The 14,575-nt window shown below is 44.8% G+C and carries 11 protein-coding genes and 2 riboswitches; all 11 genes read left to right on the forward strand.

Annotated elements, in window-relative coordinates:
- Positions 1-97 precede the first annotated feature (97 nt).
- Positions 98-1,894, forward strand: coding sequence for a glycoside hydrolase family 2 protein (locus CU633_RS13230; RefSeq protein ID WP_101661070.1), 1,797 nt, complete (start codon positions 98-100; stop codon positions 1,892-1,894).
- Positions 1,895-2,010: 116 nt separating this feature from the next.
- Positions 2,011-3,198 carry a galactokinase gene (locus CU633_RS13235; protein WP_101661071.1) on the forward strand — a complete coding sequence of 396 codons (1,188 nt, stop codon included), beginning with the start codon at positions 2,011-2,013 and terminating at the stop codon, positions 3,196-3,198.
- A complete protein-coding gene (gene galE / locus CU633_RS13240) occupies positions 3,195-4,184 on the forward strand; it encodes a UDP-glucose 4-epimerase GalE (protein WP_101661072.1) in 990 nt (329 codons plus the stop codon). Before CU633_RS13235 ends, galE begins: the two co-directional genes overlap by 4 nt.
- A gap of 12 nt (positions 4,185-4,196) precedes the next feature.
- On the forward strand, positions 4,197-5,687 hold the full coding sequence (gene galT, locus CU633_RS13245; protein ID WP_101661073.1) for a UDP-glucose--hexose-1-phosphate uridylyltransferase: 1,491 nt from the start codon (positions 4,197-4,199) through the stop codon (positions 5,685-5,687).
- Positions 5,688-5,705: 18 nt separating this feature from the next.
- Positions 5,706-6,752: an aldose epimerase family protein gene (locus CU633_RS13250; protein ID WP_101661074.1), complete on the forward strand. Its 1,047-nt coding sequence runs from the start codon at positions 5,706-5,708 to the stop codon at positions 6,750-6,752.
- A gap of 308 nt (positions 6,753-7,060) precedes the next feature.
- Positions 7,061-8,212 carry a DEAD/DEAH box helicase gene (locus CU633_RS13255; protein WP_101661075.1) on the forward strand — a complete coding sequence of 384 codons (1,152 nt, stop codon included), beginning with the start codon at positions 7,061-7,063 and terminating at the stop codon, positions 8,210-8,212.
- A gap of 176 nt (positions 8,213-8,388) precedes the next feature.
- Positions 8,389-8,493, forward strand: a riboswitch (SAM riboswitch).
- Positions 8,494-8,604: 111 nt separating this feature from the next.
- Positions 8,605-9,747, forward strand: coding sequence for a trans-sulfuration enzyme family protein (locus CU633_RS13260; RefSeq protein ID WP_101661076.1), 1,143 nt, complete (start codon positions 8,605-8,607; stop codon positions 9,745-9,747).
- A 112-nt stretch (positions 9,748-9,859) separates the two neighbouring features.
- Positions 9,860-9,974: riboswitch (SAM riboswitch) on the forward strand.
- 155 nt (positions 9,975-10,129) lie between these two features.
- Positions 10,130-11,929, forward strand: coding sequence for a PLP-dependent aspartate aminotransferase family protein (locus CU633_RS13265; RefSeq protein ID WP_101661077.1), 1,800 nt, complete (start codon positions 10,130-10,132; stop codon positions 11,927-11,929).
- Between the two features lie 30 nt (positions 11,930-11,959).
- Entirely contained in the window at positions 11,960-12,952 is a 993-nt protein-coding gene (locus CU633_RS13270) for an aliphatic sulfonate ABC transporter substrate-binding protein (protein ID WP_101661078.1), read from the forward strand.
- Positions 12,953-12,993: 41 nt separating this feature from the next.
- A complete protein-coding gene (locus CU633_RS13275; protein ID WP_101661079.1) occupies positions 12,994-13,833 on the forward strand; it encodes an ABC transporter permease in 840 nt (279 codons plus the stop codon).
- 12 nt (positions 13,834-13,845) lie between these two features.
- Positions 13,846-14,574, forward strand: a complete 729-nt coding sequence (locus CU633_RS13280; protein ID WP_101661080.1) for an ABC transporter ATP-binding protein — start codon at positions 13,846-13,848, stop codon at positions 14,572-14,574.
- Position 14,575: the final 1 nt, after the last annotated feature.

Below are 14,575 nucleotides of genomic sequence, written 5' to 3' on the forward strand. Positions count from 1 at the left end.
GCTTTCAGTTTGAGCTGATTTGCGAAGGCTTATTTATTGATTTTGGTAATTCCAATACATATTAAAGATAAATTTTACTGACCGGGGAGAGATGATTATGAGCTACCGCCAAGAGTATCCAAGGCCGCAGCTTGTTCGCAAAAATTGGCAAAACTTAAACGGGGTTTGGGAATTTGTATTTGACGATGACAACGTTGGGACGGAGCAAAAGTGGTTCAAACAAACGAGCAGTGCGTTCAATAAAAAAATCAATGTTCCTTTTGCGTACCAAACCAAGTTAAGCGGAATTGATGACCCGGCTTTTCATGATGTCGTTTGGTATAAACGAGAATTTCAGATTCCTGGAGACTGGCACGGCCAACGTGTAATTCTGCACTTCGGGGCAGTTGATTACCGCGCTTGGGTATACGTAAATGAACAATTTGTTGGATTCCATGAAGGCGGACATACTTCGTTCTCCTTTGATATCACCGACTCTTTAAATGGGGGTAATGAAACGGTTGTCGTCAAAGTAGAAGACCCATCAACTGACGAAACGATTCCACGTGGAAAGCAATATTGGCTTGAAGAGTCTGATGGAATTTGGTATACACGGACAACAGGGATATGGCAAACGGTATGGTTGGAAGCTGTTAATCCGAGCCATATCTCAAAACTGAAGTTTACACCTGATGTAGATCATGGAGAAATAAAAGTTGAGTTTGAAGTGTCCGGGGACTTAACCGATAAGGAAGTTCAGTTTGATATTCGCTTCAAGGGAGAACAGATAGTAAAGGATACGATCATCCTCAATGAAAAAAATAACAAGCGCTCCTTTAATCTATACAATCTTAAAATCTTCCGAACCGGCTTCCATCACGATGGCTGGAACTGGACTCCGGAGAATCCGAACCTTTTTGATGTTAAAGTTTTATTAAAAGAGAATGAAACAACACTTGATGAAATAGACACATACTTCGGAATGAGAAAAATTCATACCGAAAATGGCATGGTCTACTTAAACAACAGACCTTACTATCAAAAGCTGGTATTGGACCAGGGCTATTGGCCGGAAGGTCTCCTTACAGCACCAACGGATGAAGATTTGAAGAAGGATATCGAGCTGTCAAAAGAAATGGGCTTCAATGGGTGCCGTAAACATCAAAAGGTGGAAGACCCGCGCTTCCTCTACTGGGCCGATCAGCTCGGCTATCTGGTATGGGGAGAATGTGCCGCCGCGCCTTCTTACAATGAAAATGCCGCAGCAAGATTAACCCGGGAGTGGATTGAAATTATTGAGCGTGACTACAACCATCCTTCGCTTGTTGCCTGGGTGCCGCTCAATGAAAGCTGGGGCATACCGAATGTGCGTGACAATGCACAACAGCAGCACCATTCATTAGCGATGTACCATCTCATTCATTCCATTGATCCTACTCGCCTGGTCATCTCCAATGATGGCTGGGAGCTAACAAAAACAGATATTTGTGCTATCCATAACTATAACCACGGTAATAAGGATGAAATGGAAAAATATAAAAAATTCAAAGAAGATTTATCAACAAGAGAATTAGTATTGGCGTCGATGCCCGCAAGAAGGAGCATTTATGCCAACGGATTTGAGCATGAAGGAGCACCGATCCTGTTAACGGAATTTGGCGGAATTGGTTTTAAGGTCGGTGATGAAGCAGGCTGGGGCTATACTTCAGTCGCCAGTGTTGAAGACTTCCTCTTTGATTATAAGCGCATCATGGAAGCAGTTTATCATTCACAGGTATTGTACGGCTACTGCTATACACAGTTAACGGATGTGGAACAAGAAATAAACGGCATATTAACATATGACCGGAAGCCAAAGTGCAGCCTGGAGGAAATTAAGAAAATTAACGATATGTGGCACCCGGGAACAATTTAAAAAATCTCCTGGATTTGCTGAATAGGAAGAGGGACTGCTTACCCGCGAATGAATCGGATAGTGGTTCATCTGATATTCATTCTCATATTCCAAATTACCTGAGGGGAAGAGGTCCTATGGATATTCAAGTGATGGTAAGGAAGTTTCAAGAAATTTTTTCACAAGGCCAGAACGATATACGCATTTTCTTTGCACCTGGCCGAATTAATTTGATAGGCGAGCATACCGACTACAATGGGGGACATGTTTTTCCTTGTGCAATCACGTTCGGGACATATGGGATAGCCAGAAAAAGAAATGACCGGCGAATCCGCTTGTATTCAATGAATTTTGAAGATACCGGCATCATTGAATTCACGCTTGATGATTTGAACTACGACACGGAACATAGCTGGGCCAACTATCCAAAAGGAATGATCCGCTATTTGCAGGAAGCCGGCTCGGAGTTATCATCAGGGCTGGAGATGCTGATATATGGGAACATTCCGAATGGAGCGGGCCTTTCCTCTTCTGCATCAATTGAGATGCTTATTGGTGTAGCCGTTAATGAAATGTTCAATTTAAAAGTGGAGCGATTGGACCTTGTTAAGCTTGGAAAAAAAGTAGAAAATGAATTTATCGGTGTAAATAGTGGAATTATGGACCAATTTGCGGTCGGGATGGGCAAGGAAAACTGCGGTATTTTACTAGATTGCAACACATTGAAGTATGAATACGCTCCTTTCAACCTGGCAAATCATAAAATCATTATTATGAACACAAATAAGCGAAGAGAGCTTGCTGACTCAAAGTATAATGAGCGGCGAAGCGAATGCGAGGAAGCCCTTGAACAACTGCAGAAAGCTGCGCCTATTGACTCGCTGGGCGAGTTAACAGAAGAAGAGTTCGAAGCTATTAAACATTTAATCACCGATGAAGTCCTGGAGCGGCGGGCAAGGCATGCTGTATCCGAGAACCAGCGGACACTAAAGGCATTGAAGGCCCTCAAAGCCAGCGATCTGGACGAGTTTGGACGGCTGATGAATGCCTCCCATCGTTCGCTCAGGGATGATTATGAAGTAACCGGCACAGAACTTGATACATTAGTAGAAGCTGCATGGAAGCAGGAAGGGACGATTGGTGCGAGAATGACAGGGGCCGGCTTTGGCGGCTGTGCCATTGCTGTTGTGGAAAATGAACGGGTAGATGAGTTCATTTCAAAAGTTGGCTCTGAATATAAAGAGAAAATTGGCTATAACGCCACCTTTTATGTGGCAAGTATCGGTGATGGTGCAAAAGAAACGACAATGGAGGTACTGTTATGAGTATTTTAGTGCTTGGCGGGGCCGGCTATATTGGCTCACATGCGGTTTATCAGCTGGTCAATCAAAACTATGACGTAGTGGTTGTTGACAATTTACAGACGGGACATCGGCAGGCCGTACATCCGAAGGCAAAATTTTATCAAGGTGACATTCGTGAAAAAGAATTTTTGCGAAAAGTATTTGCTGATGAACAGATTGACGGAGTCCTGCATTTTGCAGCAAATTCTCTTGTTGGTGAATCGATGCAAAAACCGCTCCAATACTTTGATAACAATGTATATGGTACACAAGTGCTGCTCGATGTAATGGTTGAGTTTGGTGTGAAAAACATTGTTTTTTCTTCGACAGCTGCTACATATGGCGAACAAGACGTGATGCCGATTACCGAAGACATGCCAACGTTGCCGACAAACGCTTACGGTGAGACTAAATTAACGATGGAGAAAATGATGAAATGGTGCGACGCAGCATACGGAGTGAAGTACGTGTCGCTACGCTATTTCAACGTTGCCGGGGCGAATCCCAACGGGGAAATCGGTGAGGATCATGATCCGGAAACCCATCTCATTCCGGTTGTTTTGCAGGTGGCTTTAGGACAGCGGGAATACATCTCCATTTTTGGGGACGACTACGATACAGAGGATGGGACATGTATCCGTGACTATATTCATGTTGAAGATTTAATTGCTGCCCACGTTTTGGCACTCCGTTACTTGCAAAACGGAGGAGAAAGCAATATCTTCAATCTCGGCAGCAGCCGCGGATTTTCGGTGAAGGAGATTATCGAAGCAGCACGTGAAGTCACCGGGCATGCGATTCCCGCCAAAATAGTCGAGCGAAGACCGGGTGATCCAAGTACACTTATCGCTTCTTCAGAGAAAGCAAAGCGTGTTCTCGATTGGAACCCGATGCATACATCGATCCACCAGATCATCAAGGATGCCTGGAATTGGCATCAACAACATCCGAATGGTTATAACGATTAGGAGGGGAAGACGGTGGATATCTATTCTGTCTTGCAGGAGCTTCTTCACAAAGCTATCTCCATAGAATTGATAAGCGGTGAAGATGGAGTTTATGCACGGAATCAAATCATGCCTCTTTTGGCCCTAAATGATTTCCGATGTGAAGAAACTTCTGAAACCGACAAGGACATCCCGGATTTGCTGGACGAATTGACAGATTATGCAGTGGAAAATGGTCTCATTGAAGATTTGCTTGATGAGCGGGAAATTTTATCAAGTAAAATCATGAATGTATTTATGCCAAGACCATCGGATATTAATAGAATATTTTACGAGAAATATAAGGAAGAACCTGAGAGTGCTACCTCATATTTTTATGATTTGAGCAGGAACAGCAATTATATTCAAACAAAGCGCATCAGCAAAAATATTAACTATAAAGCCAGCACAGAGTATGGCGAATTGGAGATCACGATCAACCTGTCAAAGCCTGAAAAGGATCCGAGACAAATTGCGAAAGAACGGGAGAAGAAAGATACTTCGATAAACTATCCGAAATGTTTGCTTTGTGTGGAAAATGAGGGGTATGCAGGGAGAATCGGGCACCCTGCCCGTTCAAATCACCGCATGATCCGCATGGACCTCAGCGGGGAGCCATGGTTCCTGCAATATTCCCCATATGTCTATTACAATGAACATTGTATCCTGCTGGCTGGTGAACACCGCGATATGGTGATTAACCGCGGCGCTTTTGAGCGGCTTCTCGAGTTTGTCGAGAAATTCCCGCACTATTTTATCGGCTCGAATGCCGATTTGCCAATCGTTGGCGGTTCAATCCTGGTTCATGACCACTACCAGGGTGGAAACCATCATTTCGCGATGGCCAAGGCTGGAGACGAATATTCGTTCACTCTCGACAGTTTTCCATCGATAAAAGCGTGTACGATTAAATGGCCAATGTCTGTCATCCGCTTAAGAGGGTTGGATAAGGAAAAGCTTGTTGCTGCCTCTGATTACATTTTGGAAAAATGGAAGAATTATAGCGACCCGGAAGCGGATATTTTCGCGTACTCAGGCGAAACCCGGCATAATACCATCACGCCGATCGTCCGGATGCGAAACGGGGAATTTGAAGTCGATCTCGTTTTGCGAAACAATCGAACCAGTGAAGAGCATCCGATGGGTATTTTCCATCCGCATGCAGATGTTCATCATATAAAGAAGGAGAACATCGGTTTAATCGAGGTAATGGGGCTTGCGGTATTGCCAGCCCGCCTGAAAACTGAATTGGCCGAAGTTGAAAAGTTTCTTCTGGAAGAGCCGCATCAAATTGAAGAATACCATCTTTCCTGGGCTGAGGAAATAAAGGCTCGCCGCAGTACGGAAATTTCGGCAAAATCGGTGCAGGAGATTGTCAGAAAAGAAGTTGCATTAAAGTTTTTAAAAGTTCTGGAGGACGCGGGGGTTTACAAGCGAAATGAAGCTGGCCAAGCTGCTTTCCGCCGCTTTGTGGATTCACTTTAAAGATGGGAAGGTATGCGAATGAAGATTTTTAAGGAGAACTTCGGAGAACATGATGGACAACCAGTTACGGCCTTTACAATCGTCAATGAACAAGGAATGGAAGTAACAAGCATTGACTACGGCTGCATTATCTCTAAAATAATCGCGCCGGACCGGAATGGCGTCCTCGAAAATGTCGTGCTTGGCTTTGATTCTTTACAGGACTATCTGGAACATTCGCCATATTTCGGGGCAGTGATCGGACGGTTTGCCGGGAGGATCAAAAACGCTGAATTTAATTTAAATAACCAAACCTGCAGATTGGCCAAAAATAATAACGGAAACCATCTTCACGGAGGATTGAAGGGCTTCGACAAAGTGTTCTGGAATGCTGAGACAAGGGAAAGCGGGGATTCGGCCAGCATCGAGTTTTCCTATTTCAGCAAAGATGGAGAAGAGGGCTATCCGGGCAACCTGCAGATGAAGGTGACATATACGCTGAATAACGATAATGCATTCACGATCTCATATGAGGGCGTCAGTGATCAGCGGACGGTTTTGAATGTAACCAATCATTCCTACTTTAACTTAAGCGGAAATATAAAAAGAGATATTTTAGATCATGTTTTGACATTGAAGAGCAGCCAATTTATTGAACTGGCTGAAGATTTAATCCCGACGGGGCAAGTACTGCCTGTAGACAATACGCCGTTTGATTTTCAATCAGGCAGAAAAATTAACGATGGCGTTTCCTCGGAACATCCGCAAAATATTTTGGCGGGTAAAGGCTATGACCATCCATTTTTGCTGGCGGAAAATAACAATAAAGAAATCATCTTGCGCGATCCTGAAAGCGGCCGGGTGTTGACAATTGAAACGGACGAGCCGGCAGTTGTTCTCTATACAGGAACCCAGCTTGGAGATGATTTTTCAATCAGGGGTGTGAAGTCGAGGAAATATCTCGGCTTATGCCTGGAAACACAAGGTCTGCCGGACTCCGTCCATCAGCCGCATTTCCCCTCAAGTGTTTTGGAAAAAGGGGAAAAATATAAATCTGTGACGAAATATACGTTTAGTTTGGACTAATAAACAAAACACTGTGGAATGAATCACAGTGTTTTCGTTTATTTAAGTTAAAAAAACGACAGTCTCCCATGTTTAACCAAGCAGTCTTTTTAATAATTCCGTAATCATACCGGCAGGCCTCCTTCTAAAAAGTATCATTGTTTCTATACCCGAGTTGGTACGGGAAGGAACATCACGATCCTTTAAGAAAATACCAGCTAGTGGATGGTGGCAGTATAGAAATGTTGCTTTGCTTGAAGTATACTTTCAGAAGACGATGTGCAAGCATATCTAATAATAAATTAGGTTTTAAAATAAAGGAGACAACTATGCCAAAGCCATTAATCGAAAATCTTTCCCCGTTTATTAGGGAGGTTTGGGACAAATCGGGTTTTGAAAACCCGACCATGATCCAGGAAAAGAGCATACCAATCGCGCTCGAAGGAAAAGACTTGATCGCCGAGTCCCCGACAGGAACGGGAAAAACGCTCGGTTATTTGCTGCCTGTCCTGCAAAAAATTGAGGTTGAGAAACGGAATATTCAAGCGGTGATTTTAGCTTCTTCCCAGGAGCTTGTCATGCAAATATTGACGGAAATCCAGAAGTGGGCGGAAGGAAGCGGGATCCGCGCCGCATCGTTTATCGGCGGAGCCAATACGAAAAGACAGCTTGAGAAGCTAAAGAAAAGCCCGCATATTATTGTTGGAACGCCCGGGCGGACGCTTGAATTAATCAAGCAGAAAAAAATGAAGATGCACGAGGTGAAAACAGTTGTACTTGATGAGGCTGACCAGCTTTTTGTGCCTGAGCATGAAAATACCGTCCGGCAGATTATAAAGTCCACGCTTGCTGATCGGCAAATTCTCCTGTTTTCAGCAACTTTAACGAAGCGAACAGAGGAAATTGCCAGAGAAATAGCCAGAGAGCCGGAAATTATTCGCATTACAAAGGATGAAACAATCGATGCTTCGAAGGTGGAGCATGCTTATGTTATAGCGGAACAGCGGGATAAAATTAATTTTATCGAAAAGCTTTCAAGGGTTTCCGGGTTGAAAGGATTAGTATTTGTTCGGGATATCGGGAATTTGAATGTCCTCGCAGAAAAGCTGAAATTTAAAAAGGTAAATGCTGAAGTACTTCACAGTGATTTAGGTAAAATGGACAGGCAGGCTGCGATAAGAAACTTCAGGACGGGAAAGAGCAATTTGCTGCTGGCCACCGATATTGCTGCAAGGGGTCTCGATATTCAAGGAATTACCCATGTTATTCACTACGATTTTCCGAAGGATCTTAACCAGTACGTCCACCGCTCAGGCAGAACCGGAAGATTTGGTGCAAGCGGCATGGTGCTCGCCATTGTCACAGACAGAGAAGAGCGGGATCTGAAGAAATTCGCACGTGAATTGGACATTTCGATCACTGAAAAAGTGTTCTTTAAAGGTGAAATCATTGATAAACAAAATAGAAACCGCAATTCTTGATTTGGAACACTGATTTAAAAATCTTGGCAGAAGAGCCGTTTTCATTGCGGGTTCTATAACACTGGAACAGAAATGTTCTACCATTAGAAACTGATGTTAGAAAAACTAACAAGGTCATTGACGGATTGAATCGTTGTTGATATACTCCAGCTATCACAGAAAAAAATAAATACTTACTCTTATCCAGAGCGGCGGAGGGACAGGCCCTGTGAAGCCCGGCAACCTGCAAGGAAACTTGCAAGGTGCTAAATCCTGCAGATATAAGATCTGGAAGATAAGAGGAGGATTGCATGTTAAACCTCTTCTTTATCTGAAGGGGTTTTTATATTTTCGCCAAAAGGTTTTGGGCGGAATAATGAATTTGACATATACAACAAGAAGGTGTGAAAGCTTTGGGAAAGAAGTTCGAAACAGAAGTGCTGCACAGCCGGAAAAAACAAAAGAGAGAAATTAAAAGCAAAGTAACACCAATCTATCAAACATCAGCGTTTAAGTTTGATAATTTAGAAGAGCTTGAGGGATATTATCAAGGTGAGGGAAACTATCTGTATTCCCGGGTTGGGAACCCGAATACTGATGAGCTTGGTGAAGCGGTGGCGGCACTGGAAGAAGCACCCGCCGGCGTGGCGTCCTCTTCGGGTTTATCGGCGATTCTTGCCGGCGTTCTTTCCGTCGCCAAAAGCGGGGATCATATTGTTGCAACGGACGATTTATATGGGGGCAGCTACCACTTATTGAAAGAGGAACTTCATGAGCTGGGAATTGAAACCACATTCACTTCCTTTGCTGATCTTAAAGGCGTTGAGGAAGCTAAACAGGAGAATACGGTGCTTCTGTATACGGAGTCGATTACAAATCCGCTTTTGCGCGTTGAAAAGCTTGATGCGATTGTCGGGCTTGCCAACAAGCACCGCCTTTTTACGCTTGTCGATAATACGTTTGCCACTCCTTATCATTGCAAGCCGTACTTGCTTGGAATCGATCTTGTCGTGCACAGCGCGACAAAGTATATTGGCGGGCATAGCGACATCACCGCCGGCGTGCTTGTCGGCAGAGATCAATTAATCAGCAAGGCAAGGGCAAAAATTGTCAATTTGGGCGCAAATCTCAGTCCGTTCGAAGCATGGCTGACATGCAGGGGACTGAAAACACTGGCTGTCAGAATGAAGGTGCAGTCAGAAAATGCAAAACGGCTTGCAGAAGCGATGCAGAATCATCAATTCGTAGCAAAAACTTATTACCCATTTGAAGCTAATCCAGAAAGCTTTGGGGCAATGGTAACGATTGAACTCGATGAACGGGTCGATGTCAATAAGTTTTTCCAGTCGCTATCATGGGTGAAAATTGTGCCGACACTTGCCGGTGTAGAGACGACTGTTTCACATCCGCTCAAAACATCCCATCGTGCGCTTCCGCCGGAAACTTGTGCCGAACTGGGCATCACGAACGAGGTCGTGCGGATTTCGGTCGGTATTGAGCATTATCAAGACATAATAATGGAGTTTGAGAATGCCATTAAAAAGGCGCTCAATTAAAAAAATACAAAAAAATATTTATTTTTAGTCATTTCTTATTGACGAAAAAAATAATCTTTACTATAATCCCTTTATAAAGTTAACAGTTTAATGTTTTAATCAAATAAAATATCTCTTATCCAGAGTGACGGAGGGAACAGGCCCGAAGATGTCCGGCAACCTTCAAGCCCCAAGCTTGAAAAGGTGCTAATTCCTGCAGACAGCAGATGCTGTTTGAAAGATAAGAGGAGGGGCCCCCTCTTCTTATGAAGAGGGGGCTTTTATGTTTTATAAACAATTTGATTTTCAAGTAGATGCAGGGGACGTTGCTCCTCTCACGGGAGTTTGCTAAACATTAAACCTATTATTCTTATAAAATTAATCAGATTTGGGAGGAGATAAAATGTCACAGTCTTATGATACTTACGATTTGGAAACAATCCTTTTACACGGTGGGCAGTCGCCTGACCCAACCACTGGATCGAGAGCCGTTCCGATCTATCAAACTAGTTCTTATGTGTTTCATAATACCGAGCATGCCCAGAGCCTATTCTCCCTTGATGAGCCTGGCAATATCTATTCGCGGATTGGAAATCCAACCGTTGATGTTCTGGAAAAACGGCTTGCCTTGCTTGAAGATGGGGTTGCTGCTGTTGCGACATCCTCCGGGATGGCCGCAATCGCCCTTTCAATTATGAATATTGCCCAGGCCGGCGATGAAATTGTTGCCGCCTCAAGCTTGTACGGGGGGACATATAATTTATTCGCGGTCACCCTGCCAAAGTACGGTATTAAAGTCCATTTCGTTGATCCAACTGACCCGGAAAATTTCAGGAAAGCCATTACACCTCAAACGAAAGCCGTTTATGGAGAGATTATCGGAAACCCGAGCCTGCATGTTTTTGATATTGAAGCGGTTGCTGAAATTGCCCATGAAAATGGCGTGCCACTCATTATCGATAACACTTTTGCTTCCCCGTATTTGTGTAAACCGATTCAATGGGGTGCCGATATCGTTGTTCATTCAGCAACAAAATGGATTGGCGGTCATGGTACTACGATTGGCGGTGTCGTCATTGATGGCGGACGCTTTAATTGGAATAGTGAGAAATTCCCTGGTTTCACACAACCAGATCCAAGCTATAACGGCTTGCGCTATGCGAATGATTTTGGAACGCTTGCTTTCAGCACAAAGCTGCGTGTCCAGCTGCTGCGCGATTTCGGCTCGTCTCTAAGCCCGCACAGTGCATTTTTACTGCTGCAGGGACTTGAAACGCTTCATTTGCGCGTTGAAAAACATAATGAAAATGCCTTGAAGGTTGCAGAGTTCCTAAAAGCTCATCCTGCTGTCGAGTGGGTATCCTATCCGGGACTTGAAGAGCATCCAGCCCATGAGCTCGCCAAGAAATACTTGGGAGGCGGCTTCGGTTCGATCGTCAACTTTGGAATTAAGGGTGGACGTGACACCGGGAAAACGGTCATCGACCATGTTGCACTATGGTCCCATGTTGCCAATGTCGGGGATGCCAAGTCGCTGATTATCCATCCGGCCTCCACTACGCATCAGCAACTGAGTGCAGAGGATCTGATTAAAACAGGGGTTACTGAGGAATTGATCCGCTTATCGATCGGTATTGAATCGGTTCGCGATTTAACCAACGATTTGGATCGGGCGTTCTTTGAAGCGACCGGGCTTTCTTCGAAAGGAGAAGTAAAGGGCGATGTCGCAGTTAATGATGAAGGTGTGATTCGCTGGGCCCTTCAATCACCAATCGTTCGCGAAACGGAGAACGGCAAAGAAGTGCAGCGTGCGAAGACATTGGCAGTTGTCGGACTAAGCAGCAATCCGGGCCGCCCAAGCCACCGTCTGGCAAGAAAAATGCAACGGCTTGGCTATCGGATCGTTCCGGTGAATCCTCGCGAAACCGAAGTGCTTGGCGAGAAAGCTTATCCGGATTTAACGTCGATTCCGTTTAAGGTCGATATCGTCCAGGTGTTCCGCAGCCCTGAAGCGGCAGTCGAAATTGCCGAGGAAGCAGGCAAAATTAAGCCGAAGGTCTTCTGGCTCCAGGAAGGTGTTATTTCACCTAAGGCTGTTGAAGTCGCCAAAGAAGCAGGACTTGAAGTTGTCCAAAACCGCTGTACCTATAAAGAAGCACAAAGGCTAAGGGGAACGATTGTTACCTTTGCATGTGAAATATAAAAGTCGGGAAGTCGAAAGGGGTATAAAAAGATGAAAAAATGGTATGGTTTACTGGCCGGTTTACTCGCACTGTTCGCGATAGCCGGCTGTTCAAATAGTACGACTGCAAGCGGGGACGGGAAAAGCGGCAAGCCAGATAAAATTGTTTTGGATTATGCGTATTATTCACCAACCAGTCTGGTATTAAAAGAATTCGGCTGGGCTGAGGAAGCATTTAAAGAAGAAGGTATTGAAGTAGAATTTGTGCTCAGCCAGGGAAGCAATAAAGCTCTCGAATTTTTAAACAGCAGCAGTGTTGATTTTGGCTCGACAGCCGGTGCTGCGGCATTAATGGCAAAAGCAAAAGGGGCGCCAATTGAGTCCGTTTATCTTTATTCAAAGCCGGAATGGACAGCGCTCGTCGTCAATAAAGACTCAGCGATCGAGGATGTTGGTGATCTGAAAGGGAAAAAGGTTGCTGCAACACTGGGAACAGATCCATATATCTTCCTGCTGAGAGCGCTTGATGAGGAGGGGCTCTCCCAATCCGATATTGAGCTCGTGAACCTTCAGCATGGCGATGGCGGCAGCGCGTTAACGACGGGCCAGGTTGATGCATGGGCAGGTCTTGACCCGCATATGGCAAGGCTTGAGGTCGAAGCGGATACGAAGCTATTCTATCGAAACACTGATTTTAACACATACGGGGTACTAAACGTACGAAGTGATTTTGCCAAGAAGTATCCGAAATATGTTGAGAAAGTAATTGAAGTTTATGAGAAAGCAAGAAAGTGGACGCTTGAAAATCCTGAGAAAGCTGCTGAGATTCTTGCAAAAGAAGCGCAAATCAGTCCGGAAGTCGCAAAACTGCAAATGGAAAGAAACGATTTTTCAAATGCTGTCCCGGGGGATGAACAAAGGGAAGCTTTACAGTCAGCCGGTGAGGTATTGCAAAAAGGGGAAATTATTGAAAAAGGAACAGAAGTTTCAGAGCTTGTTAACGAGCTGATCAATCCGAAATTTGCGGAAAAGGTCGTTCAATAGGCTGTGTTACCTGCGCAGCCTTCACAAAGGGGGTATAGGAAATGAGCAGTAAAGATCCGACGGTTTCAACGCCTTTAACGATCGGAAAATCAAAGAAAAGTTTCCAGGTAAATAAGCATCTGAAAGCGGTCTTGCTTGGCGGGATTGTACCGGGGATTTTGATCATCTTATGGGAGTATTTGAGTAAAAGCGGGTTTTTTCCGGCCCATCTGCTGCCCGCTCCGACGGTTATTCTCGACACGATTATGACAATGGGGCAGGACGGAACACTTTGGGGGCATCTTGGCATTACGCTTTACCGGCTCTTTTTTGGATTTTTAATAGGCGTGGCACTGGCGGTCGTGCTCGGCTCGATCGTCGGATATCTGAAAAAAGCAGAGAGCTTGCTTGATCCGTTAATCCAGGCTTTTCGCTCGATCCCATCGCTTGCCTGGGTCCCGCTGTTTATTTTATGGATGGGAATCGGTGAGCCTTCAAAGGTTGTACTGATCGCCGTCGGTGTCTTTTTCCCGGTCTATTTAAATATTGTATCAGGCATACAAAACGTCGACCGCAAGTTAATAGAGGTTGGGAAAATCTATAATTTCAATTCCTATCAGCTGATCCGCAGAATTATCCTTCCGGCTTCGCTGCCATCGTTTCTCGTCGGCATTCGCAGCGGGCTTGGATTAGGCTGGATGTTCGTAGTCGCCGCAGAATTGATGGGGGCCAGCGAGGGCATCGGTTATCTGCTTGTCTACGGACAAAACACGTATTCTCCGCAACTGATTATTTCCAGTATTGTCCTGTTTGCAATCCTGGGAAAAATAACAGATTCGATTTTGAAGAGCATTGAAAGAAAAACACTCCACTGGCAAGATACGATTGCCGGGAAAGCGTAAGGGACTGATAGCATGTTAGCAATTGAGAATGTATCAAGGACGTTTTCAGGCGGTTCGACCGGCTTTAAAAATATCAATCTTTCCGTTCAACAAGGGGAAGTAATTGGAATCCTTGGGACTAGCGGCTGCGGCAAAAGCACGCTGCTTCGCGTTTTATCAGGACTTGATCAGGAATACCAGGGGCAGGTCAAAATTGACGATGAAAATGTGGAAGGAGTCCATGAGAAAGTCGGGATGATCTTTCAGGAATCCCGTCTCCTCCCCTGGTTGAACGTAATTGATAATGTCGCCCTCGGTTTAAAAGACGATGCCGAAAGAAAAGAGAAGGCAGCTGAATATTTATCTGCTGTTGGACTGGATGGCTTTGAAAAGCATTTTCCAAAGGACTTATCGGGGGGAATGGCGCAGCGGGTCGCAATTGCCAGAGCACTTGTCACAGCACCGGAAATATTGCTGCTCGATGAACCATTCAGCGCGTTGGATGCATTTACGAAAATGCAGCTTCAAGATTTACTGCTGTCGATCTGGCAAAAATACCAGCCGACAATCCTGCTTGTTACCCATGATATCGATGAGGCACTTTATCTTTGTGACCGGATTATCATCCTCAGGGGACAACCGGGAGAAGTCTACCATACAATCAAGCTGGATGAGCGGCGGCCCCGGGCAAGGGGAGATGCAGCACTTGCCAGGACAAAGGAAAAGATTATCAATCTTTTAGACTTAACGACCAATGGCTAAA

It is taken from the genome of Bacillus sp. V3-13, from assembly GCF_002860165.1.
Classification (GTDB): domain Bacteria; phylum Bacillota; class Bacilli; order Bacillales; family Cytobacillaceae; genus Bacillus_BJ.

Coding starts and splice junctions, on each gene's coding strand:
- CU633_RS13230 (WP_101661070.1), top strand. CDS start 98: ATGAGCTACCGCCAAGAGTATCCAAGGCCGCAGCTTGTTCGCAAAAAT.
- CU633_RS13235 (WP_101661071.1), top strand. CDS start 2,011: ATGGATATTCAAGTGATGGTAAGGAAGTTTCAAGAAATTTTTTCACAA.
- galE (WP_101661072.1), top strand. CDS start 3,195: ATGAGTATTTTAGTGCTTGGCGGGGCCGGCTATATTGGCTCACATGCG.
- CU633_RS13250 (WP_101661074.1), top strand. CDS start 5,706: ATGAAGATTTTTAAGGAGAACTTCGGAGAACATGATGGACAACCAGTT.
- CU633_RS13255 (WP_101661075.1), top strand. CDS start 7,061: ATGCCAAAGCCATTAATCGAAAATCTTTCCCCGTTTATTAGGGAGGTT.
- CU633_RS13265 (WP_101661077.1), top strand. CDS start 10,130: ATGTCACAGTCTTATGATACTTACGATTTGGAAACAATCCTTTTACAC.
- CU633_RS13270 (WP_101661078.1), top strand. CDS start 11,960: ATGAAAAAATGGTATGGTTTACTGGCCGGTTTACTCGCACTGTTCGCG.
- CU633_RS13275 (WP_101661079.1), top strand. CDS start 12,994: ATGAGCAGTAAAGATCCGACGGTTTCAACGCCTTTAACGATCGGAAAA.
- CU633_RS13280 (WP_101661080.1), top strand. CDS start 13,846: ATGTTAGCAATTGAGAATGTATCAAGGACGTTTTCAGGCGGTTCGACC.